The organism is Mesorhizobium sp. WSM4313 (assembly GCF_002294725.1).
Taxonomy (GTDB): Bacteria; Pseudomonadota; Alphaproteobacteria; order Rhizobiales; family Rhizobiaceae; genus Mesorhizobium.
In genome coordinates this window covers 65,600-86,259 of sequence record NZ_NSFT01000001.1, presented here as the reverse complement: position 1 = coordinate 86,259, position 20,660 = coordinate 65,600, and the positions used below count along the sequence as shown (strand labels likewise).

Here is a 20,660-nt window from a genome sequence, read left to right as displayed (position 1 = left end):
CATGCCTGCTAAGGGTCCGCGCGCCGCCCAGCCAGCCTCAAAATGGCTCACCATCGTCGGCATCGGCGAGGACGGTGTAGCGGGTCTCGGCGACGAGGCCAAGCAGCGGATTGCCGAGGCTGAGATCGTCTTCGGCGGCAAGCGGCATCTCGGCCTTGTCGCGTCGCTGGCCAAGGGCGAAGCGCGCCCGTGGCCGACGCCCTTCGATGCCGAAATGCGCGACGTGCTGGCGGTCGCGGGCAAAAAAATCTGCGTGCTCGCGTCCGGCGACCCGTTTTTCCATGGTGTCGGCGCCACGCTGGCCCGCAAGGTCAAGCCGGATCAAATGCTCGTCCTGCCGGCGCCCTCGTCTCTGTCGCTGGCCGCGTCCCGTCTCGGCTGGGCATTGCAGGACGTGGAGACCATCTCGCTGCACGGCCATTCGATCGATCTGATCCGGCCCCTGCTCCATTCCGGCGCGCGCATCCTGGCGCTCACCTCCGACGCCGACGCGCCGGCGGCTATCGCTGCACTGCTCGACGAGCTCGGTTTTGGCCCTTCGCGACTGACGGTCCTCGAAGCACTCGGTGGGCAGGATGAGGCACGCCGCACCGCTCGCGCCGAAGCCTTCGATCTCGAAAGCGTCAATCCGCTCAACGTGCTGGCGATTGAAATTGAATCAACACCGGATGCCCGCGTCCTGCCTCTGACCGTCGGCCTTGCCGATCACCTGTTCGAACATGACGGCCAGATCACCAAGCGCGAGATCCGCGCCATCACGCTGTCGGCACTGGCACCACGGCGCGGCGAGCTGCTGTGGGACATCGGCGCCGGTTCCGGCTCGATCGGCATCGAGTGGATGCTGGCTCATTCCTCTATGCGCGCCATCGCCATCGAAGCCAATAGCGAGCGCGCCGCCCGCATCCACCGCAACGCCGCCCATTGCGGCGTGCCCGGCCTCGTCGTGATCGAAGGAGCCGCGCCGAAGGCGCTGGCAAAATTGGAGACGCCCGATGCCATCTTCATCGGCGGCGGCGGCAGCGATGCCGGGGTGCTGGACAAGGCGATCAAGGCGCTGCGTCCCGGCGGCCGGCTGGTCGCCAATGCGGTGACGCTGGAGATGGAGGCGCTGCTGCTCGACCAGCACAACAGGCGTGGCGGCGATCTCACCCGCATCGCGCTGTCGCGCGCGGCGCCTGTCGGCTCGATGCAGGCGTGGCGACCGGCCATGCCGGTCACGCAGTGGAGCTGGGTCAAGCTATGATGGTCGCGGGCATCGGCAGCCGCAAAGGCGTGACGGCGGGCGACGTTCGCGCCGCGGTCGAGACCGCGCTCGAAGCGCACGGGTTGGCGATGACGGCGCTTTCCGCGCTGGCGACAGGCGAAATCAAGCGCGACGAGCCGGCGATCTTCCTTGCCGGCCGAGACCTCGACCTCCCCGTGCTCGTCATCTCCGACGCCGCGCTGCGATCCGTCTCGTCCGGCACGGTCAGTCGCTCCGAAGCGTCGCAGGCCCAGGCCGGCACGCCTTCTGTCTCGGAAGCCTCGGCTCTGGCCGCGGCCGGAAAAGGTGCGAGACTGCTTGGACCGCGCATCGTGCTCGGTCCGGTGACTTGCGCCATCGCTCTTGGCGGAGGCGCCGCATGACCGTCCATTTCATCGGCGCCGGCCCGGGCGCCGCCGATCTCATCACCTTGCGCGGCGCCCGGCTCCTGGCCAGTTGCCCGGTCTGCCTCTATGCCGGCTCGATCGTCGCGCCGGAGCTGCTAGAGCATTGCGCGCCAGGCACCAAATTGATCGACACTGCGCCGATGTCGCTTGAGGAGATCGAGGCCGAATATGTCGCCGCGCACAAGGTCGGCCACGACGTCTCGCGCCTGCATTCCGGCGATCTTTCGGTGTGGAGCGCGGTGGCCGAACAGATCAGGCGCCTGGAAAAGCACGGCATCCCCTACTCGCTGACCCCAGGCGTGCCCTCTTTCGCGGCAGCGGCGGCAGCACTTCGCCGCGAGCTCACCATTCCCGAGCTCGCGCAAAGCCTGGTGCTGACCCGCGTCTCCGGCCGCGCCTCGAAAATGCCGCCGGGCGAGACGCTGGCCGGCTTCGGCCGCACCGGCGCCACGCTTGCCATTCATCTCGCCATCCATGCCATCGACCGCATCGTGGCGGATCTGACCCCGCTTTACGGCGCCGAATGTCCGGTCGCGGTCGTCTTCCGCGCCTCCTGGCCAGACGAGCGCATCCTGACCGGCACGCTGGGCACCATCGAAGCGCAACTGGCGGAGAGCCCGATGGAACGCACCGCGATCATCTTCGTCGGCAGCGCTCTCGCCGCGCAGGATTTCGGCGAAAGCTCACTGTACGACGCCCACTACCAGCGGCGTTTTCGCGGACGGGACGGATTGTGAACGGCAGCGCCAATACGAACGGACGGGCTAATGTGGAGCAGGCGCTGGCGCGGCTGAACTTCAAGCCGCGCGAGCTTGAGCCAGGCCATGTCTGGCTGGCAGGCGCCGGCCCCGGCGACCCCGGCTGCCTGACGCTGGAGGTGCTGGCGGCACTTGGGCAATGCGATGCGCTGGTCTATGACGCGCTGGTCTCGCCCGACGTCGTGGCGGTCGCTCAAGGCGCCGAGCTCTTCTACGCCGGAAAACGCGGCGGCCAGCCCTCGATGAAGCAGGACGACATCAACGCGCTTCTTGTGCGGCTGGCGCGCGAAGGCCGCCGAGTCGTGCGCCTGAAGGGCGGCGACCCCTATATTTTCGGCCGCGGCGGCGAAGAAGCTCTGGCGCTCGCCGGCGAAGAAATTCCGTTCCGGGTGCTCTCCGGCCTGACCTCCGGCCTCAGCGCGCTGGCTGCCACCGGCATTCCCACCACCATGCGCGGCATCAACAAGGCGGTCATTCTCGCCACCGGCCACGCCGCCGGCACCGATGACGACATCGACTGGACCGCGATCGCCCGCACCGGACAGCCGGTCGTCGTCTATATGGGCATGGCCAATTTGCCGGTGATCGCGGCAAAGCTGCTCGAGGGCGGCCTCGCGCCATCGACCCCGGCCGCCGTGATCGTGGCGGCAACCACGCCGCAGGAGCGCATCGTCGTCGCCACGCTCGCCAACATCGCTGACGAGGCCGCGGCCGCCGGGCTCGCTTCGCCGGCGCTGATCGTTGTCGGCGGCATCGTCGCCATGCGCGCGGCACTGACGGGCGGCGCATGACGGCGCGCGCAATCATCGTCGGCGCGCCGCGCTCCGGCTCGGGCAAGACCAGCGTCACCATCGGCCTGTTGCGTGCGCTTGCGCGGCGCGGGCTGAAAGTGCGCGGCGCGAAGTCCGGACCAGACTATATCGACCCGGGCTTCCACGCCGCCGCGACCGGCCTGTCAGGCGTCAACCTCGACAGCTGGGCGATGTCGCCTTCTCTCCTCAATGCGCTAGCGGCCGAAGCCGCGGACGACGCCGAATACATTATCCTTGAAAGCGCGATGGGCCTGTTCGACGGCATCCCCGCGCCGCAAGGCCGCTCCGGCTCGGCTGCCGATCTCGCCCGCCTCTACGGCCTGCCTGTACTTCTGGTGCTCGACGTTTCCGGGCAGTCGACCACGGCGGCGGCAGTGGCCAAGGGGTTTGCCACCTACGATCCGGACGTGCGCATGGCCGGTGTCATTCTCAACCGGCTCGGCAGCGAACGCCATCGCCGCCTGTCCGGCGACGCCATCGAGGCGATCGGCCTGCCCGTGGTCGGCGCCATCCTGCGCGATCCGACGCTCAACCTGCCGGAGCGGCATCTCGGCCTCGTCCAGGCCGGCGAATACGAGAACCTGATGGCGCATCTCGACCGGCTGGCCGACATGGTCGAGAAGTCGCTCGACATCGACGCCATCCTGGCGCTGGCCACCCCGCTGGAACCGGCGACCGGCGATTTTGGCGATGCCTTGCGGCCGCCCGGGCAGCGCATCGCGCTCGCCGAGGACGCCGCCTTCACCTTCCTCTATCCGCATGTCGCCTCGCATTGGCGCAAGGCAGGCGCCGAGATCGTGTCTTTCTCGCCGCTTGCCGACGAGGCGCCCTCGCCCGACTGCGATGTCTGCTGGCTGCCCGGCGGCTATCCCGAGCTGCATGCCGGCAAGCTCGCAGCCGCGACCAACTTCCAGGCAGGAATGGCGCGCTTTGCGGCGGCAAAGCCGGTTCACGGCGAGTGCGGCGGCTTCATGGTGCTGGGCGAAGTGCTGGAAGACGCGGAGGGCGAGAGCCACAAGATGCTTGGCCTGCTTGGCCATTCGACCAGCTTCGCCAAACGCAAGATGAATCTCGGCTATCGCGAGGCGCGGCTGCGCGCCGCCTGTCCGTTGGGACCGGAGGGCACGCTGATCCGCGGTCACGAATTCCACTACGCACAGATGACGGGCACCGGCAATGACGAGCCCTTGGCCGATCTCGCCGACGGCCAGGGCAATCCGCTCGGCGCCTCCGGCTACCGGCGCGGCCATGTCAGCGGCACCTTCTTCCATGCCATTGCGAGGGGCGCATGAGCGGCCCTTCCGCGCCCCGGCAAGTGCTTGACCATATCGGCCTCAGCCTCGTCTTCTTCACCAGATTGAGATTGCCCTCAAGCGATTTCGGCGGCCGCAGCCTCGCGGATGCGATCTGGGCGGCGCCCTTCGCCGGTCTCGCGGTGGCGATCATCGGCGCGCTCGTCTACGCCATCGCCTACAGTTTGGGTCTTGCCAGCGGCCCAGCTGCGGCGCTCACCCTCGCCGCGACGATGCTCGTCACCGGCTGCCTGCACGAGGACGGGCTTTCCGATATCGCCGACGGCTTTTGGGGCGGCAGGACGCGCGACAGGAAACTGGAGATCATGCGCGACAGCCGCATCGGCGCCTATGGCGCGGCCGCGCTTGGGCTGTCACTGCTCATCCGCTGGAGCGCTCTTTCCGAACTCGCCGGTCCAGGCCACGTATTCCTGGCGCTGCTTGCCGCGCATGCCGGCTCGCGCGGCCTGTTCGGCGCCTTTATGCATCTTCTGCCGCCGGCCCGCAGCGACGGTCTGTCGGCGGGTGCAGGCACCGTCACCACCGAGACCGCCGTCATAGGTGCTGCGCTTGGTGCCGTGGCGCTGCTGGCGCTCGGCCTTGGCGGCACGATCGCGGCGCTGATCCTGCTCGGCCTGGTCTTCATGGCGTTCCGCGCGCTTTGCCTCAGCCAGATCGGCGGGCAGACCGGCGACACGATCGGCGCGCTGCAGCAGCTCGGCGAGATCGCCGTGCTGCTCGTCGCTTCCATCTGCCTTTCCTGATTCACTTTCGGAGACCTTGCCCCCATGAGCTTCAAATCCCTCGAAGACCTTCGCGCCGCCTGCCTCGACCTCCCGTCCGGCAGCGATGCGGCCGCCAGCGCCGTCGCGAGGCGCCAGGACACGCTGACCAAGCCGCAGGGCAGTCTCGGCCGGCTGGAAGCGATCGCCGCCTGGCTCGGCCGCTGGCAGGCGCGCGACATGCCGAAGCTCGACCATGTGAAGGTTGTCGTCTTCGCCGGCAATCACGGCGTCACCGCGCAGGGCGTGTCGGCCTATCCTTCGGAAGTCACGGTACAGATGGTGGCGAATTTCGCCGGCGGCGGCGCGGCCATCAACCAGCTTGCCCGCATTGCCGGTGCCAAGCTCGACGTCATCCCGCTCGATCTCGACCATCCGACCGGTGATTTCACGATAGTGCCGGCGATGGACGAAAAGGCGTTCCTCGCCGCCGTCTCGGCAGGCTACGACACGGTGACCAAGGATCTCGACCTCGTCTGCTTCGGCGAGATGGGCATCGGCAACACCACGCCGGCGGCGGCGATCTCGACGGCGCTTTTCGGCGGCGGCGCGGAAAAATGGACCGGCCGCGGCACCGGCGTCGACGATGCCGGGCTGCTGCGCAAGGTCGTGGCCATCGAGGCCGGCCTCAAGCGCCATGCCGATGCGCTCTCCGATCCCCTGAAGATCGCTGCCGCCCTTGGCGGGCGCGAGCTGGCAGCAATCCTCGGCGCCACACTCGCCGCGCGCAAAAACAACGTGCCGGTGCTGCTTGACGGCTTCGTCTGCACCGCAGCCGCAGCACCTTTGGCGAGGCTGCATCCGACCGGCCTCGCCCACACCATCGCCGCCCATGTCTCGGCCGAAGCCGGCCACCGCCGCCTGCTCGAGGCGCTCGGCCTGCCGCCGCTGCTCGATCTCGGCATGCGGCTCGGCGAAGGCTCCGGCGCCTGCCTTGCCGTCAACATCGTGCGTTCGGCACTGGAATGCCACGCGAAGATGGCGAGCTTTGCCGAGGCCGGCGTTTCTGAAAAGTGAGGGGATTGGTCGCCCTTGCGCAATTTCCGTTTCTGCAAATCGGCTTAATATTATCTAAATTTAGCGGATTTGACGGCTGCACTGATCCGACGCCGGATCATTTAAAGATCCTCTTACCAACAATTGCAAATGATTTGTGATCATCCTCACAGATCAAACTCTGACGCCATGCCAAATCATACCTCGTTATTACCCCAGATTTGAGGTTTCTTCAGAAAAGGAGGAAGGCATGGCTCGTTCAATTAGAGTACTCTACCGGGGAATGAAAGGTACAATTCGTCAGAACTTCAATTGGAACCCGATCAACCTAGACTCGGTGGTGATCATAACAGCAGCGGAATTTATACCTGCCTTCGGTGGCTTTGGTGGCGGACCGAAGACGCTTGGGCGCCCAAATCTTGGCTCAGCTAATATTTATGTGACCAATGTTGGCCCCCACGGCGTGGCCGGCGGGGAAGCAGGAGGCGTTGAATTCCTTCTTCATGTCGACTGGGACAACCCATTGGACATCGTTGCGACCATCACCGTTCTGGATGACATCGAGGAATTCTTCCAGGCGTAGCGGACATTTTCCGTGCGCTAGTGCGGCATTGGCACTTGCGGCTTGATCCTGCGATCGCCGGTTGGGCATCAATCGTCATGAGAGCTGTCTGACGGGCGATCGTTGCAGGTCTTGAGCTTTAACAGCTCAATCCGCCGCGAAGGCGGGCTAAAAAGGAGAAATACCATCGGAAAAAATGGTGGGTGTGCACAGGATCGAACTGTGGACCCGCTGATTAAGAGTCAGCGGTTTTGCGGTGACAACCGCGAACAAGCGCTAAAATGCGCTTGCCTCAAGCGACTGTTCTACCATAGAAATTAGCGCATGTTAGCCTGGTGTTAGCCGATGTCACTGGGCCGAGTTGTTAGCCCATGGTTAGCCCGGAGCCAATTCGATGCGCAGAAAAACCCTCTCGGATGCAGGCGTGGCGGACCTCAAAGCAAGGGCCGCTCGCTACACTTTCCCCGACCCTGAATTGCGCGGCCATTACGTCCGCGTGATGCCATCCGGCGCCAAGTCGTTCGTTGCCGTTTCCAGAGACCCGAATGGCAAGCAGGTATGGGCGACCATCGGCGCCGCCGACATGATGGGCATTGATAAGGCCAGGGACGATGCTAGGGAGGCGATCAAGCGCATCCGGGCTGGACTGCCGGCGATCGAGCCGAAGGCCGCTGTAGACACCTTCCGGACCGTTGCCGAGAACTACATGAAGCGCCACGTCGCTGCGAAGGGCCTGCGCTCGGAGCGGGAGATACAGCGCTGCCTCGATGTCTACATTTTCCCGACCTGGGAAGATCGAGAGTTCACCGGTATTCGCCGCGGCGACGTCGCCAAGCTGCTAGACGAGATCGAGGACGGCAACGGCGGCAGGCAGGCCGATATGGTGTTGGCGATCGTGCGGGGTATCTGCAACTGGTATGCAGCCCGCAATGAGTCCTACCTGTCCCCTATCGTGCGCGGCATGCGTCGATCTACGCCCGTTAAGCGCGAGCGCGTTCTGACCGACGACGAGATTCGGGCAATCTGGAAGCATGCCGGCCAGGCTGGAACCTTTGGCGACATCCTCAAGATTGCTCTGACCACTGCGCAGCGTCGGGAAAAGATCCTCACCATGCAGTGGGATGACGTTTCGGTGGACGGCATTTGGCACGTTCCCGGCGCCGACCGGGAGAAAGGCACTGGAGGCGAGCTAAAGCTTCCAGGCCTGGCGCTCGACATCATCCGCGCCCGCAAGCGCGTCGGCGAAAACCCTTACGTGTTCGCCGGCCGCACCAAGGGCAGCTTTTTCAGCGGCGTTTCGAAGGCCAAGACTGATTTTGATCAACATGTGCCGATCCCGCATTGGACGGTGCACGATTTGAGGCGAACGGCGCGGTCCCTGATGGCGAGGGCCGGCGTGGACAGCGACACGGCCGAGCGCGTCATGGGACACGTCATCGATGGCGTGGAAGGGGTCTATAACCGCCACAAGTATACCGATGAGAAGGCAAGCGCCCTCACCCGGCTCGCTGGGCTCTTGAAAACGATCCTCCACCCGCCGGCCAAGAACGTCCTGCCGATGAAGCGGAGGGCGAGAAAATGATCGGTGAGCCCGTCGATGCGCTGGCGTTCGCGCGCAGCGTCATACATCGCTACCAAATCGAAGAGATCGACGTCGCCTTTGGCATCAGGGTCAATTGGCTGAGGAAGGCCGGCAACAGGCGCTTTGTCGTCGAGTTGGTCAAACAGTTTTGTCAGTGGCGTGTGGAGAACCTGATGCACATCGTCGACCTGGCAAGGGCTGGTTGGGGTGTGGCTGATGAAGCCTTGCGGAGCCTCATGCTCGAGTATCAGAACCGCGGCGAAGTGATGCCCACGTATCTCGCCGCCTACAGCATGGAAATCATCAGCGGCCGCATCCCAAAAATTCGCGGCAAGCAGAAGGCTGATTATTTCCTGCGCGACATGGCAGTGCTTTGCACCATCATTATGGTGATGGAGAAATTCGAGCTCGCCGCTACAAGCCGAGACGGGAAAAACATCTGCGCCTGTCTGGTGGTGGCTGATGCGATGGCGGCCGAAAACCAGGCGATCGGCTACAAGGCGGTGGCTGAAATCTGGCGTAAGTACGGACACGCAGCAGCGCGCGATGTGCCCGGCCAAGCCGTGCTAAAATAAACCTAGAAACATACAGCACCCTGCCCGACTAAAGGCGCTGTAATTGGTCGTCTCGCAACTAAACACAGCGAGGCACCCAATGACTGCACGACTTCTACGCTTTGCCGATCTCGCCGAGCGCGGCATCGTTCGCAACTGGCCGCAACTGCGGCGACTCGTCGAGAAGAACGGCTTTCCCCCGGGTCGGATGCTTGGCGAAAACTCCCGCTTCTGGACCGAGATCGAGATCGACGAATGGCTAGCCGCTCGTCCCCTCGCCGGCCATCGCGAGGAGGCCGCCTGATGCAGACCGACCTCGATCCCGATGAGGCGGTGACGCTTGCGGCCGAATGGCTGCGCAAGCACCGCAACGACCCGCGCGACCGCGCCATCGTGCCCGACCTGAAAACCCGCTTCGGCATCAGTGCTAGCCAGGCTTGCGAGGCAATTCGGCTCTCTCGGCAGGGAGGCGCCGATGTCCGATGAAGCGAAAAGCCCGGCCGCCAGGGCAAGCGGCACGGGCTCATCAGGAGTTGTCACAGGGGCGAACCTAGACGGGTATCAAAATACCGCAGGCGTGCGCTTGCCGCAACTCTCGAACAGTTTGGCCGACCTCGCCGAGCGCGTCCGCGAATTGTCCGCCGCGGCGGACATGGCCGAGCGCTCGAGTATCATCAAGGCGATGGACGCGGGCCAAATGCTCGTCAACGCAAAGGCGGCCTGCCAGCATGGCGACTGGTTGCCATTTCTCGACCGCGCCGGCATCAATGAGCGGCGCGCGCGCCGACTGATACAGCTTGCCCGGTCCGGGCTCGAATCGGACACCGTGTCCGATTTGGGAGGCTTCGGCGCCGCCCTGGCCTTCACGTCAAAATGGCAGTTGCCGAGCTTCAACAAGGCGCTGTTCATCTATGACCCCGAAGACGGCGAGACGCCAGTCGGTCGCGGCGTGGCCTACGTCTGGGAAGACCACCAGCACCGCGGCTACTACCACGCCGGCATGATCATCACCGGCAATGACGGTGAGGAAGAGTGCATAGCATCGAGGCGGCCGATGCTGCCTTTCACGGACGACACCGGCGGCCGGCCTATCAACATACTCGTCTATTTTCTGACCCGCCGCTTTACTCTCCCGATCGCAGATTGGCAGTTCGGTTCCGTCGACCGTCAGATCCCTGCGATAGTCCTCGCGCCGTTCATCACCCCGAACACTTTCAGCGAGGTGGCGCTATGAGGTATCGCAAGGTCGATACGCGCGTCTGGAACGACGCGAAGTTCCGGGCTCTGGCCGACGACGACAAGCTCGTTTTTCTCCTCTTGCTGACGCATCCAGGGATGACGGCTCTGGGTGCGCTCCCGAGCCATGCCAATGGCCTCGCCCACATGCTGAAATGGTCACCGAAACGGTTCGGCGAAGCGTTGGGCGGAGTGCTCGAAAACGGTCTCGCGGAGTACGATGAAGATGAGGGTTTGATCTGCCTTCCCAACTTCCTCAAATACAACCCTCCTGAGAACCCGAATGTCGTGAAGGCATGGGTCTCTTGTGCCGACATGCTGCCCGAGTGCGATCTGAAAAGCAGAACACTTTCAAGGGCATATAAGTCACTACTGAGTCGGCCGAAATCATTTGCGGAAGCGTTTGTGCAACAGTTCGGCAAACCGTTACCGCAAATGCTGCCTAACCGTATGCCAAATCAGGAGCAGGAACCTGAGCCGGAACAGGAGCAGGAGCCTGAACCTAAAGATTCTGCTCCGGAAAGAAAGAACTTGGCGCATACGCGCGAGAGAGAGCAGCCCAATGTCATGTTGATGAGCATGGCCGAGGTGAAGGAACATTTGCAGGAGACGGGCGCACTCGCCGACGACGAGTTCGGAGGCTTGTGATGACAGCTTGCTCAGTCGAGATCCATCGCCTGACCTACGTCGATCGAGGTCTCATAACCGTCGATCCAATCGAGGTAGGCATGCGTCCCAAAGGGATAGGGGTTGTCGTTCCTTTCCATCCCCGTGCGAGCGGCGAAGACGCCTCTTTGAAAGGCTCTCGAAACGGTCGGCTTGGTGATGTTTGCGTTATGCCGGCCATAGAACAGCGATCGTCCAAAATTGATCAGTTCAGTCGGGTTCGGGATCACGAGACAGCCTCCCTACGCTGGTTTGATCCACAGGCAGATGAAACATCTGCTGGCAGCGTCGGTTCCGTCACGGTTAGCTACAGGCTGTCACTGACGTGTCGGCCGGTCTGCCGCGGTTGCCTCGATCAACTTGTCGACCGCTCGGCTCCAAATTTCGCACGATGGCAAATTAAAATCCCGGGAGGGCTAATTCCATGAAGCGAGGAAGAAAACCCCTTCCTGGCCGCCTGCGTCTTGTAGAAGGCACCTATCGACCCGATCGGCATGGGCCGACTCCCGCGAACCTGCCAGAGCAAGGACCGCTGCCCAAGCCGAAATGGATGCGCGGCAAGGCCGCCGTCGCCTGGGAAAGGTACATCGAGCCCTCTGGCTGGCTAGATCAATTCAGGGAGGCTGCGGCGATCGCTTTCTGCCTGCTCTGGGCTGAATTCCAGATGGCGCCTCGCCAGTTCGGCGCGGCAAAGCATAGCCAGATGCGCGGCTATCTCAGCGACCTTGGACTGATGGGGAATCGGCAGTGATGGGCGGGGGAACCAGACTTCGCCGGCCGACTGTCAGCACCCGACCGCTGGGCACCGCGGCTGAGCAAAATCTGTATAAAAAAAGTTACGCTCAAAATCCGTTTTCTTACGGTTTAGCTCAAGAACCTTGCCCAGCGGTCGGCGGCCTTTCGCAGGCTGAAAAGCGGACCTCCCCGCCCTGGGGGTGTGCATGACCGCGGCCGCTTCCTTTGCGCTCACTGCCGCCGCTATTGCCACCATCCTGGCCATCGTCGCTGGGATGCTGCCATGTTGAGCGTTCGGCAATGCCAGCATTGCAGCGGCAGCCTGGCCGGCAAGCGGGCCGATGCGAAGTTCTGTTCGGCGGCCTGCAGGGTGAACTCGCATCGACAGGAAGTCGGCCGCGTCGACGCGATCTCGGCCGAGGTCGTCATCGATCGACAGATGCGCGACGCGCTCATCGAGATCGGCGAACTGAACATGCAAGACGAGCACGACCCGCAACTGGTGCGCCAGGCCTTCGCCCGCATGTGCCAGGAGCTTGCCCGCAAATATGCGTAACAGGATCGCCGGTTACGGCTAGCGGCTCTGGGTTAGACTCACTGCAATCAACCTTGGAGCGCTAGATGCTTGCCCGCCTGAAAGCTGCCGCCGAACCCGACGCTGCCTACTTCAGGGCCGCGCTGAGGCTTCCGCGACCGACCCCCGAATACCTCGCCGCTGAACAGGAAGCGCGCGCCGCGGCGGCCGAACACCGGAGCCTTACCACACGTCGGGAAACCCTGAAGCTTGAAAGTGGCGTCGACAACCCCGGCCGCGACAAACTTCCTGAGCAGACGCTTCGCACCCTGCTCAAAGATCTAGCGATGGAAACGGGCACAGCCGAAGTTCGCGATCGCGAAGCGCGCGCCGAGTTCGAGCGGCAGATGGTTGTCTATGGCGAGCACGTTCGCGCCAGCCTCGCCGCCGACATCGAAAGCCTAAGCGCCAAGATCACCAAGCACCTCGTCGAGGTTCTGGAACTGCTGGACGTTGCCGCGGCGCTCGGTGCCGAAGCGCAACAAGCGCGCGTCGATCTGCCGGGCATCGTCAAGGATGCCGCTATCGCCAGGCGGATGTTCGAGACCGTCGTCGTCAACTCCATTCGCAAAATGATCGGAGCGAGACGTTGACAGAGCCCGATCTCCTCAACCGTCTGGCCACGCTCGAGGCGCAAGTCGCGGAATTCTTACCGGCACCGTTAGAGCGCCGTAGCAACCCGTTCGAGCCGGGCGATTGTCTAATGGCGAGGGTCAGGGCCAAGGCCGAAATTGATCGTGACAAAGCCCCTATATCCGTTATCGAGATGGCTGAGATCCGCGTTATCGGGGAAGTAGACGACGCCATGGCCATGAGCGTGCACGACCAGCTCGAAGCGGCACGCCTTTGCCAATGCATCAACGTGCAGATCGACACACAGGGCGGAGACTTCGCCGCGGCCATGCGGATCTACCGCGCCATTCGGTGGCACCCAGGCATGAGGCGCGCCAAGCTCGGCAAGCGGTGCATGAGCGCTGGTGTGTTGATCTCGATGGCCGCCGACTATCGCGTGGCCGCAGCCGACACCCAATATTTGATGCACCTCACTGCCGACAATCCCGACCCTAATAAAGACCGCTGGACGCTGCTCCGTCACCTCGAGGCAATGCGCGTCCTGCGCAAGCGTGACAGCGAATACCTGAACACGATCGCGGACAGGTCCGGCGCCGATCTGGCCGAACTGGCCATTGAGGCGGCCAAGGACGAATGCCAAACGCTCGAATGGTGCCTGGCTCACGGTCTCATCCATGAGGTGGCGAAATGACCAAGCATCGACAAGTGGCACTGAAAGGCTCGCTGCCGCCCAAGAAAATCCACAAGGTCAATCTTGACGAGACCGAAGCCGAACGTCGTGCCCGCTGGAAGCGCGAAGCCGAGCAGCATCGCTACAGCTATTCCGTGTGGAAAAGCTGGAAGGGTGCGCGATGAGCAAGGGCGTCAAGCCGGTCAAGGCTATCGTCGCGGATCAGCGTGCCGCCGATCTCGCAAAGATCGATGCCGAGATCGAACGACTGGAAAAGCTGGTGGCCCAAAAAAAATCGACGTTCGATGCCGACCAGCGCCAGCACGCACTGGACCAGGACGTCGACCGCCAGCAGCGCCTCAAAGGCGAGATCGGCGACATAAACGAATTGCTTGGCAAGCAGAGGGAGCGGCGCTTCAAGACCGAACTCGGCGAGGTAGAACCTCCGAAGGCCGCGCCAACCGCAAAACAGCATCGACCGTGGAACATCGATGAGAAAGTTCTGAAGGCTGGCAAGCCCGCTTACCCCGGCATCTTGCGCGGCAGCCAGGCCGATAACGGCATCTTTTCCGAAGCCTACTTCGCAACGAAGCTCTTTTGGGAAGCGACTGTAGCGGATCATTTCCGCAAGGGTGATTTGCCCGCCGATGCTGTAGTCAATCTGGACCTCGCGGCATCCATCCAAGGCGAAGTTGTAGCCAACTTCTATTGGTACTCAGAACGCTGCGCGGCCATCGAAGCCCGCCTCGATCAACTCGAACAGCAGACAGCCGAGCTTGAGAAGTCGGGCATACGCTACGGCGGCATTCACCAGCGCGCCAACAGCTACAAGCGCGGCACTATCGTCACGTATGGCGGTTCCGGCTGGATTGCTCTGAAGGATGCTGATGTCGGCGTAACGCCCGGCGAAAGCCCGGACATCTGGCAGCTAGCCATCAAAGCAGGCAAAGACGGAAGGGACCGGACATGACGCCTGAAGCCGAACGGGAAATCGCACGCGTCGCAGCAGAGGCAGGCGTCCCGGCAAGCTCGCTTCGCCGGAAGGTGGTCGAAGCCATCGATGCGGCTGAGAGTGACATGTCGAAAGGCATGCCGTTGCTGATGGACGAGGACGAATTCAGCCGACTTCACGGCATCGCCTACGCCGCGTCGCTTCAGGCAATCGGCGGCGCCAAAGGTCAGCAGGTCGACGAGCTCGCATCCAAGGTGTTCAGGTTGCTCGCCGCATCAGTCGGCCGCAACAATGCCAGCCATGCCGACCGACGTGGGGCACTGCGCCTAGTGAAGGATTGATCACGATGCCCGTGGAACAGCGTGATCAATTGGTCCTCGCCTGTGGCCGTCGCCAACCCTCCGGGGGGCCATGGCGTCCGAGATCGGCAAAATGGGAGCGGAACCGCTCCGGGCTCATGCGCGCAATTTTTTTCTGCCGTTTGATTTTTCGGCATTCGTTGGCTGTTTTTGAGGGCGACTGATGGCTCGCACGACTGCAAAGTCGCAGAAAACCAGCATTTCGCCGTCTCTCAGATGGATGAATGCAGCGCAGAAACGCGATTTTTCCGCTCTTTTGGCGCTCGAAAACGGCTGGAAAGGCTTCCTGACCGACGTCGAATTGCAGCGGTTCGGCGATCTGATCGACCTCCGCGGCAGGATTCTGGGCATGCGAAGGCTGATGCGCTCTGCGATGCGCGCCAAGGACGTTGGCCTGGTCATTTCGTTGAACAGCCAGATCAACGCCACCGTCGACAAAGCGCATCGTCTCGAGGAATCGCTCCGCCTTCCGCACAAGCAGAAAACCGCTGAAGAAAACCGCGCGGCGGCACGGAGGGCAGCATAAAATGGCCTTCATAGCCCCACTTGCTGGCGCCGCGGTCGGCGGCGGTCTGCTTGGTTCGATCGTCACCACTGCGGTCGGCGTCGGCATCAACCTCGCCATCGCCTATTTCTTCCCGCAGAAGATCAAGGGTCCGCGCGCCGAAAGCCTCAAAGCCCAGACATCGCAATATGGCGAGCAGTTAGCGCGCTGGCATGGCGCCATCCGAACCGCCGGTGCCGTGATCTGGCTCAAGGGCGATCACGTCGACGAACATGTCAAGACGGAAAGGCAGGGCAAGGCGCTCGGGCCGGAGGTCACGACATACAGCTACACCGCAACCTTCGCCGTCGCCTTCGCTTGGAATGGTCCCGCCACCGCGATCACCCGTATCTGGGCCGACGACAAGCTGATCTTCGATGTTTCATTCGAAGCGCTGCAGAACGCCATCTCGAATGGCGGCAAGGGCATCGGCGTCGCCAAGGGCGCCTCGATCACGCTCTATCTGGGCACCGATACCCAGAAGCCCGATCCTTTGATCGAGGCCGATCGCGGTGCTGGCATGGTCCCGGCATGGCCGGGCATCGTCTATGTCGTGATCAAGAACCTGCCGCTTGACGAGTTCGGCATCCGGGTTCCGAATATCGAGGCGGAAATCCTGCAAGGGGCGTTACTGGCCACGGCAAGCATTGATGGTTTCTCTGCTCGTGCGAGTGTCTGGAGCATCGATACGAACGGCGATTATATCGCCTCGAATAACAACGGTGTCCTGACCATCAGTCGTCTGCCTTCGGGCACGGCAACCCTCGACACCGCCACCATTCCCTATCTTGGGTCTGTGCATATCAGCGATCGGCTCGATGTCGCGGTCGCCGGGGGTTCCGGCGATTCCATCGGGTTCTATGATGCCGCAACAGGTGCCTTCAGGCAGGAGGTCTCAGGGCTCGGCGGCGCCAGTCCCTTGGAAGCGCTGATCGATGACGTCAGCTTCGGTGGCGTCACCTATATGCTGGTTTGGATGGTCGGATCGAAGCTCGCGTTGCTGTCGAATACCGGCACCGGCTGGAATTATGTCTGGACCGAGACCACCACGCACAACCCGCTTTTCTATCTGCAGACGCTCTCTGTCGGTCCCGACTACGCTTATGCGCTGAGAGGCGGAATTGCCACCACCAGCAAGGTTGTCAACCTCATCAGATGGGATGTCACCAGCGGTGTGTTGTCGGACACCGACGTGACGTTAAGCGCGCTCTCCGGCCATGCCGTGGCGTGCTTTTATGATGAGGAAAGCGACAGCGTCATCGTTCTGGACCAGAACGGCAGCCTTTATGTCTACTCCGCCGATCTTTCGACGCTGCTGCGGTCCAACACCTCGACAGGTGTCGGAACCTTGGCCGATCAGGCCATGCCGACCCTGTCGAAGCGGATGAAATCGGGTTCCGATCTCATCGCGATCAAATCGTTCATCGGCAACGACATCAGGGAATTCCGGGTCTCCGATCTGGCGCTAGTCAACACCTATGATGCTGGCACGTCGACCTGGCTGCTCAAACTGAACAGCGACCTCAACAATTACGCCGTCAACCAGACATGGCAGGCGCTGCTCATCCTGCCGAGTGGAGCGTCTGCTCCCGTCATGTGGTTCCTGCCGCGCGCCCAGAGCCAGAAGGTTGCGCTTAAGGATGTGATCGAGGCGGAATGCACCCTGGCCGGTCTGCCTTGTGATGTTTCGCAGATCACCGCCGAACTCTTCAAAGGAGATTGCTGATGTCTGGCATTTTCTCAGCCCTCACACCCGATACGATCATCGTGCTGACCGACGGCGCCGTCTACGATAACACCGGCGTGTTGTTGGAGATCAAGCGAAAGGTCACCGTCTCGGAACGCCTGCCATTGGCGGTCGCCTTCCGCGGCAATCTCGACTTCGGCGAAACCGTCGCGCGCAGGATCATCGGCGATGCCGAAGCGGTCGGCTTCGACCAGATGCTTCGTGACATCGCAGTGGTGTTGCTCGATTTCCCCGCGTCACCACACCTCGAAGTGCTGATCGCCGGCATCTCCGAGACCGCCGGACCGATGCACAGGGTGTTCCGGAACAAGCATGTCGGATGCGAAGTGGATAAGCCGTTCAGCCTGAACGATCCCGGCCTCGTGCACATGGGCTTTGGCTCCGACGGGCGCGCCATCAGCTTGGCGGCGATGGGCATCCCGGCACGGCAGGGCCAATCTCTGGAGACATGGCTCACCCGCTACGGCGTGGACCTCTTCGAGTATTTCCGGGACATCCCTGTTCCGATCGATCCGGCCGACGAGAACACCGATCGACAATATCTGATCGGCGGCATCTGCGACATGACGGTGGTGACGCGTGGTCGCGTCTCGATCACGACACTTCACAGATGGCCCGACAAGATCGGCGAGAAGATCGATCCGCACTATCAGCTTTCTAAGATGCTGGAGGTGGCGTGATGAGGAAAAACACGAAGGAATCAGCGATATGACCACTTCCAATCGCCTCAGCATCACCGAGCTCGACGCGACGCAGAATAATCGCTCGGTGACTGTCAACGAGGCAATCGCCAAACTGGAGGCCGGAGCTATGTTCTTCCCGGCCGTCCAGGTCTCGCTTAATACTCCGCCGGGATCGCCGGCCGAAGGCGATCTGTATGTCGTCGGAACGGCTGGCTCGGGTGCCTGGAGCGGCCACAACAACGGCGTTGCCGTGTACTATAACAGCTCGTGGTTTTTCTTCTCGCCAATTGAAGGCATGTTCGCCTGGGATCAGACCTCGAATTCCTTGAAATATTATGATGGCTCGGCATGGAGCACGTTCACTCTTGGCGGTGGCGGGTTGACAGCGACCACCATAGAAACTCTGACCGGAACCGATACCGCAAAAGCGGTGACGCCTGATGCCCTCGCCGCGCTCTGGGAGAAGGGCGCCAACGTTGCCAGTTCCGGCGCGATCTCGCTCGGCGAAGGCGGTTTGTTCCACATCACCGGCACGACCACAGTCACGGATATCGACTGGGCGACCGCCAAGGATGGGCGGGTTGCCATTCTCATTTTCGACGGCGTCCTGACGCTCACCCACAATGCAACGACGCTGAAACTGCCTGGCGGGGCCAACATAACTACGGCGGCCGGCGATAGGGCGATCTTCGTTCAGGACAATTCGGATAATGTGATCTGCATCGCCTACATCCGCGCCGATGGAACGCAGCTTATCAGCACGCCATACGACGTGATGATGTTCTGCCCGGGCGTCACGGCCAATAGCGCGGTGATGACGCGCATCGTCGTTCCCCGTGCCGTCACCTTCCCGTCCGGCCTCTCCGGCAGCTATGCCAGCGCGACTGTTGCGGCAACGGCGGCGACCACGCTCACCATCAAGCAGAACGGGGCGAGCATCGGCACGATCAATTTCGCCTTGGGCGCGACGACAGCGACATTCACGTTCGCGAGCCCAGTCACGACCTCGGCGGGCGACGTGATCACGGTCACGAACCAGGCAACGGCCGATGCGACGCTTGCAAACATCAGCATCACGCTTGTCGGGAGCCGGTAAGTGGCACTTTCGCTCGACGGTCACGCAGGTACAAGCACGCCGACGTCCGCAACGTCGGCTTCGGTAACGCTGACGACTACCAATTCGGACGATATTATTGTTGCTCTCATTTCCCTGTTTTCGAGCAATACGGCTAACACGTTCGGTAATTCACCCAGCATCATCAAAGTCGTCGGCGGCGGTCTGACTTGGGCGCTGCGCGCCAGAACAAGATTGGTATCAACCATAAGTTCTTTTCCGCTGATCGTCGATGAGTGGGTCGCGCATGCGCCATCTCCGCTCACGGCTCAGACGATCACGGCAACCATGGGCGGCAGCGGCGTTACCAACTATATTGACCTGGACGTTTTCGGCGTCTCTGGTGCCGATATAGATGCCGTCTTCGACACCAATTCGTCACTGCCGGCCGTGGTCGCTGTTGCAGGAAGCGGCGGTTCATCGTCGCACACGGTCACAGGAATATCGACGACGAATTCAAGTACATTCGAGATTGCAGCGCTCGCAACGGCAGTCGGCGGGACCGGAACCCCCGCTGCAGATTCCGGCTTTACCGTGATCGACAACCTCTGGGCCAACGCCAGCTGGGACGGCCTGCAGTCGGAATACAAAATAAATTCGGCAGCACTCTCCAGCGTTAGCCAGAATGTGTTTTCCAGTGTCTCCAGCATCAGCACCAACTACGTCGGCTTCGTCGATGCCATCGTGGCGGCCGGGGCCGCGCGGCTGGGCCCCAAAGTTGTAAATTCTGGCGGCGGCGTGGTGGCAAACGCTGCCTCCATTACGCCATCGCTGCCCGGTTCACGCGTGAACGGCAATCTCCTTCTCGCCTATTGCTCGATCACATCGGCAACGGCCACGGCGGTATGGCCCGCTGGCTGGAATGTGATCGAGAACTGGACGATCGGCACCCAGAATGGCTCCAAAGCCTGGCGCTACGTCGACGGAACAGAAACTGATCCGACTATCACATGGACCGGCAGTACCGGGTCTATGGCGCAAGTTATCCAGATCAGTGGGGTTGACCAGAGCAATCCGATCGGCGCTTCATCCCATAATTCAGCGTCGAGCGCGTCGGTCACATGCGCAACGATCACGACATCGCGAGCAAATAGTCTGGTTGTGAACTATCTCGACGTGGGCGAGGTGTTGTCGCCATTGGCACCCTATCCATATCGACCGAGATCATCCGGCGGCGCGATATCACCCGCGACCGGCTGCTGGCAGATTAGCGATGAGTTTCTGGCTACGTCAGGGACTGTTAGCGACAGCGTGAATATGTCGCTCTTTGCTTCGTGCCAATGGCTGAATTTCACGACGGAAATTCTCGCGACTGCCCCCGTCGTGCCTACGCAGCAACCGCAAATCATTTGCTGCACCTAATGGATGACTATGCATCGGGTGCAGGCTTGACGGAGGCGACCACGACATTCCCGCGATCCTGACTTTGCGGAAGACTCCTATCGCCTTGCCTTCCGCCAGCCGGCCGCCTGTGCCTCCGCCTCGCCGCAGAACCAGCGCTCGCCCTTGCTCGGGGTGATGATCCTCGAGTTGTAGTATCTCTGGCTTGGCAGGTGGTAGATCCGATTACCAGTGTTGTTCGAGATGTCGCCTTTGATGTTGCAGCCAAAGCCAAGCAAACTGGGACCAGCGGTTGCACTCAGCGAGATATGGTTCAAAGCGTACTGAGCCACACAAGCAGAGGTTGCAGCGACCATCACGCAAAGCAGCACAACAGTGGTGGAAATTACTGGCCGTCGCGCCCCTGCCTTGGCAAGCGCAAGTCGCCCCTGCCCATCAAGCCAGCGGATCTGCGCCCACCGCACGCGCCGGAAGCGGC

27 protein-coding genes are annotated in these 20,660 nt (G+C 62.2%); 26 read left to right on the top strand and 1 reads right to left on the bottom strand.

What is annotated here, in order from left to right; translation table 11 throughout:
* Position 1 precedes the first annotated feature (1 nt).
* The 14 genes from cbiE (at position 2) to CK219_RS00445 (ending at position 10,872) form a co-directional block, all read left to right on the top strand.
* The gene (gene cbiE, locus CK219_RS00515; protein ID WP_095764850.1) at positions 2–1,243 is read left to right on the top strand and encodes a precorrin-6y C5,15-methyltransferase (decarboxylating) subunit CbiE; all 1,242 of its coding nucleotides are present in this window, start codon (positions 2–4) and stop codon (positions 1,241–1,243) included.
* Positions 1,240–1,626 carry a cobalamin biosynthesis protein gene (locus CK219_RS00510; RefSeq protein WP_095764849.1) on the top strand — a complete coding sequence of 129 codons (387 nt, stop codon included), beginning with the start codon at positions 1,240–1,242 and terminating at the stop codon, positions 1,624–1,626. Before cbiE ends, CK219_RS00510 begins: the two co-directional genes overlap by 4 nt.
* On the top strand, positions 1,623–2,387 hold the full coding sequence (gene cobM / locus CK219_RS00505; RefSeq protein ID WP_095764848.1) for a precorrin-4 C(11)-methyltransferase: 765 nt from the start codon (positions 1,623–1,625) through the stop codon (positions 2,385–2,387). The genes CK219_RS00510 and cobM overlap by 4 nt, the downstream gene beginning before the upstream one ends.
* The gene (gene cobA, locus CK219_RS00500; protein ID WP_095764847.1) at positions 2,384–3,199 is read left to right on the top strand and encodes a uroporphyrinogen-III C-methyltransferase; all 816 of its coding nucleotides are present in this window, start codon (positions 2,384–2,386) and stop codon (positions 3,197–3,199) included. The genes cobM and cobA overlap by 4 nt, the downstream gene beginning before the upstream one ends.
* Positions 3,196–4,512, top strand: a complete 1,317-nt coding sequence (locus tag CK219_RS00495) for a cobyrinate a,c-diamide synthase (protein WP_095764846.1) — start codon at positions 3,196–3,198, stop codon at positions 4,510–4,512. Before cobA ends, CK219_RS00495 begins: the two co-directional genes overlap by 4 nt.
* A complete protein-coding gene (gene cobS / locus CK219_RS00490) occupies positions 4,509–5,276 on the top strand; it encodes an adenosylcobinamide-GDP ribazoletransferase (protein ID WP_095764845.1) in 768 nt (255 codons plus the stop codon). The genes CK219_RS00495 and cobS overlap by 4 nt, the downstream gene beginning before the upstream one ends.
* Before the next feature lie 24 nt (positions 5,277–5,300).
* Positions 5,301–6,311, top strand: a complete 1,011-nt coding sequence (gene cobT, locus CK219_RS00485; RefSeq protein ID WP_095764844.1) for a nicotinate-nucleotide--dimethylbenzimidazole phosphoribosyltransferase — start codon at positions 5,301–5,303, stop codon at positions 6,309–6,311.
* Positions 6,312–6,540: 229 nt separating this feature from the next.
* The gene (locus tag CK219_RS00480) at positions 6,541–6,873 is read left to right on the top strand and encodes a hypothetical protein (protein ID WP_095764843.1); all 333 of its coding nucleotides are present in this window, start codon (positions 6,541–6,543) and stop codon (positions 6,871–6,873) included.
* Between the two features lie 373 nt (positions 6,874–7,246).
* On the top strand, positions 7,247–8,434 hold the full coding sequence (locus tag CK219_RS00470) for an integrase family protein (protein ID WP_095764842.1): 1,188 nt from the start codon (positions 7,247–7,249) through the stop codon (positions 8,432–8,434).
* Positions 8,431–9,009 carry a hypothetical protein gene (locus tag CK219_RS00465; RefSeq protein WP_095764841.1) on the top strand — a complete coding sequence of 193 codons (579 nt, stop codon included), beginning with the start codon at positions 8,431–8,433 and terminating at the stop codon, positions 9,007–9,009. Before CK219_RS00470 ends, CK219_RS00465 begins: the two co-directional genes overlap by 4 nt.
* A 79-nt stretch (positions 9,010–9,088) precedes the next feature.
* Complete coding sequence (locus tag CK219_RS00460) at positions 9,089–9,292, top strand: AlpA family phage regulatory protein (RefSeq protein ID WP_095764840.1); 204 nt, start codon at positions 9,089–9,091, stop codon at positions 9,290–9,292.
* Positions 9,292–9,474, top strand: coding sequence for a hypothetical protein (locus tag CK219_RS00455; protein ID WP_095764839.1), 183 nt, complete (start codon positions 9,292–9,294; stop codon positions 9,472–9,474). Before CK219_RS00460 ends, CK219_RS00455 begins: the two co-directional genes overlap by 1 nt.
* On the top strand, positions 9,464–10,222 hold the full coding sequence (locus CK219_RS00450; protein WP_141245279.1) for a hypothetical protein: 759 nt from the start codon (positions 9,464–9,466) through the stop codon (positions 10,220–10,222). The genes CK219_RS00455 and CK219_RS00450 overlap by 11 nt, the downstream gene beginning before the upstream one ends.
* The gene (locus CK219_RS00445; RefSeq protein ID WP_095764837.1) at positions 10,219–10,872 is read left to right on the top strand and encodes a hypothetical protein; all 654 of its coding nucleotides are present in this window, start codon (positions 10,219–10,221) and stop codon (positions 10,870–10,872) included. Before CK219_RS00450 ends, CK219_RS00445 begins: the two co-directional genes overlap by 4 nt.
* Positions 10,873–10,883: 11 nt before the next feature.
* On the opposite strand, the gene CK219_RS00440 is transcribed toward CK219_RS00445, so the two are convergent.
* Positions 10,884–11,120: a hypothetical protein gene (locus CK219_RS00440; protein ID WP_095764836.1), complete on the bottom strand. Its 237-nt coding sequence runs from the start codon at positions 11,118–11,120 to the stop codon at positions 10,884–10,886.
* A 320-nt stretch (positions 11,121–11,440) separates the two neighbouring features.
* Here CK219_RS00440 and CK219_RS00435 point away from each other — a divergent pair, with 320 nt between their 5' ends.
* From CK219_RS00435 to CK219_RS00375, 12 genes are all read left to right on the top strand, one after another.
* Positions 11,441–11,641: a hypothetical protein gene (locus tag CK219_RS00435; RefSeq protein ID WP_095764835.1), complete on the top strand. Its 201-nt coding sequence runs from the start codon at positions 11,441–11,443 to the stop codon at positions 11,639–11,641.
* Positions 11,642–11,908: 267 nt separating this feature from the next.
* Positions 11,909–12,181, top strand: a complete 273-nt coding sequence (locus CK219_RS00425) for a hypothetical protein (protein ID WP_095764833.1) — start codon at positions 11,909–11,911, stop codon at positions 12,179–12,181.
* Positions 12,182–12,246: 65 nt separating this feature from the next.
* On the top strand, positions 12,247–12,792 hold the full coding sequence (locus CK219_RS00420; protein WP_095764832.1) for a hypothetical protein: 546 nt from the start codon (positions 12,247–12,249) through the stop codon (positions 12,790–12,792).
* On the top strand, positions 12,789–13,463 hold the full coding sequence (locus CK219_RS00415; RefSeq protein WP_095764831.1) for an ATP-dependent Clp protease proteolytic subunit: 675 nt from the start codon (positions 12,789–12,791) through the stop codon (positions 13,461–13,463). The genes CK219_RS00420 and CK219_RS00415 overlap by 4 nt, the downstream gene beginning before the upstream one ends.
* Positions 13,460–13,627, top strand: a complete 168-nt coding sequence (locus CK219_RS31585) for a hypothetical protein (protein WP_176476896.1) — start codon at positions 13,460–13,462, stop codon at positions 13,625–13,627. Before CK219_RS00415 ends, CK219_RS31585 begins: the two co-directional genes overlap by 4 nt.
* Positions 13,624–14,412, top strand: a complete 789-nt coding sequence (locus CK219_RS00410) for a hypothetical protein (RefSeq protein WP_095764830.1) — start codon at positions 13,624–13,626, stop codon at positions 14,410–14,412. The genes CK219_RS31585 and CK219_RS00410 overlap by 4 nt, the downstream gene beginning before the upstream one ends.
* Positions 14,409–14,735: a hypothetical protein gene (locus CK219_RS00405; RefSeq protein WP_095764829.1), complete on the top strand. Its 327-nt coding sequence runs from the start codon at positions 14,409–14,411 to the stop codon at positions 14,733–14,735. The genes CK219_RS00410 and CK219_RS00405 overlap by 4 nt, the downstream gene beginning before the upstream one ends.
* A 274-nt stretch (positions 14,736–15,009) precedes the next feature.
* Positions 15,010–15,279: a hypothetical protein gene (locus CK219_RS00400; protein ID WP_141245278.1), complete on the top strand. Its 270-nt coding sequence runs from the start codon at positions 15,010–15,012 to the stop codon at positions 15,277–15,279.
* A 1-nt stretch (position 15,280) separates the two neighbouring features.
* On the top strand, positions 15,281–17,023 hold the full coding sequence (locus CK219_RS00395) for a hypothetical protein (RefSeq protein ID WP_095764827.1): 1,743 nt from the start codon (positions 15,281–15,283) through the stop codon (positions 17,021–17,023).
* Complete coding sequence (locus CK219_RS00390; RefSeq protein WP_095764826.1) at positions 17,023–17,724, top strand: hypothetical protein; 702 nt, start codon at positions 17,023–17,025, stop codon at positions 17,722–17,724. The genes CK219_RS00395 and CK219_RS00390 overlap by 1 nt, the downstream gene beginning before the upstream one ends.
* 28 nt (positions 17,725–17,752) lie before the next feature.
* Positions 17,753–18,823, top strand: a complete 1,071-nt coding sequence (locus CK219_RS00385; protein ID WP_095764825.1) for a DUF2793 domain-containing protein — start codon at positions 17,753–17,755, stop codon at positions 18,821–18,823.
* On the top strand, positions 18,824–20,203 hold the full coding sequence (locus CK219_RS00375) for a hypothetical protein (protein WP_141245277.1): 1,380 nt from the start codon (positions 18,824–18,826) through the stop codon (positions 20,201–20,203).
* Positions 20,204–20,660: the final 457 nt, after the last annotated feature.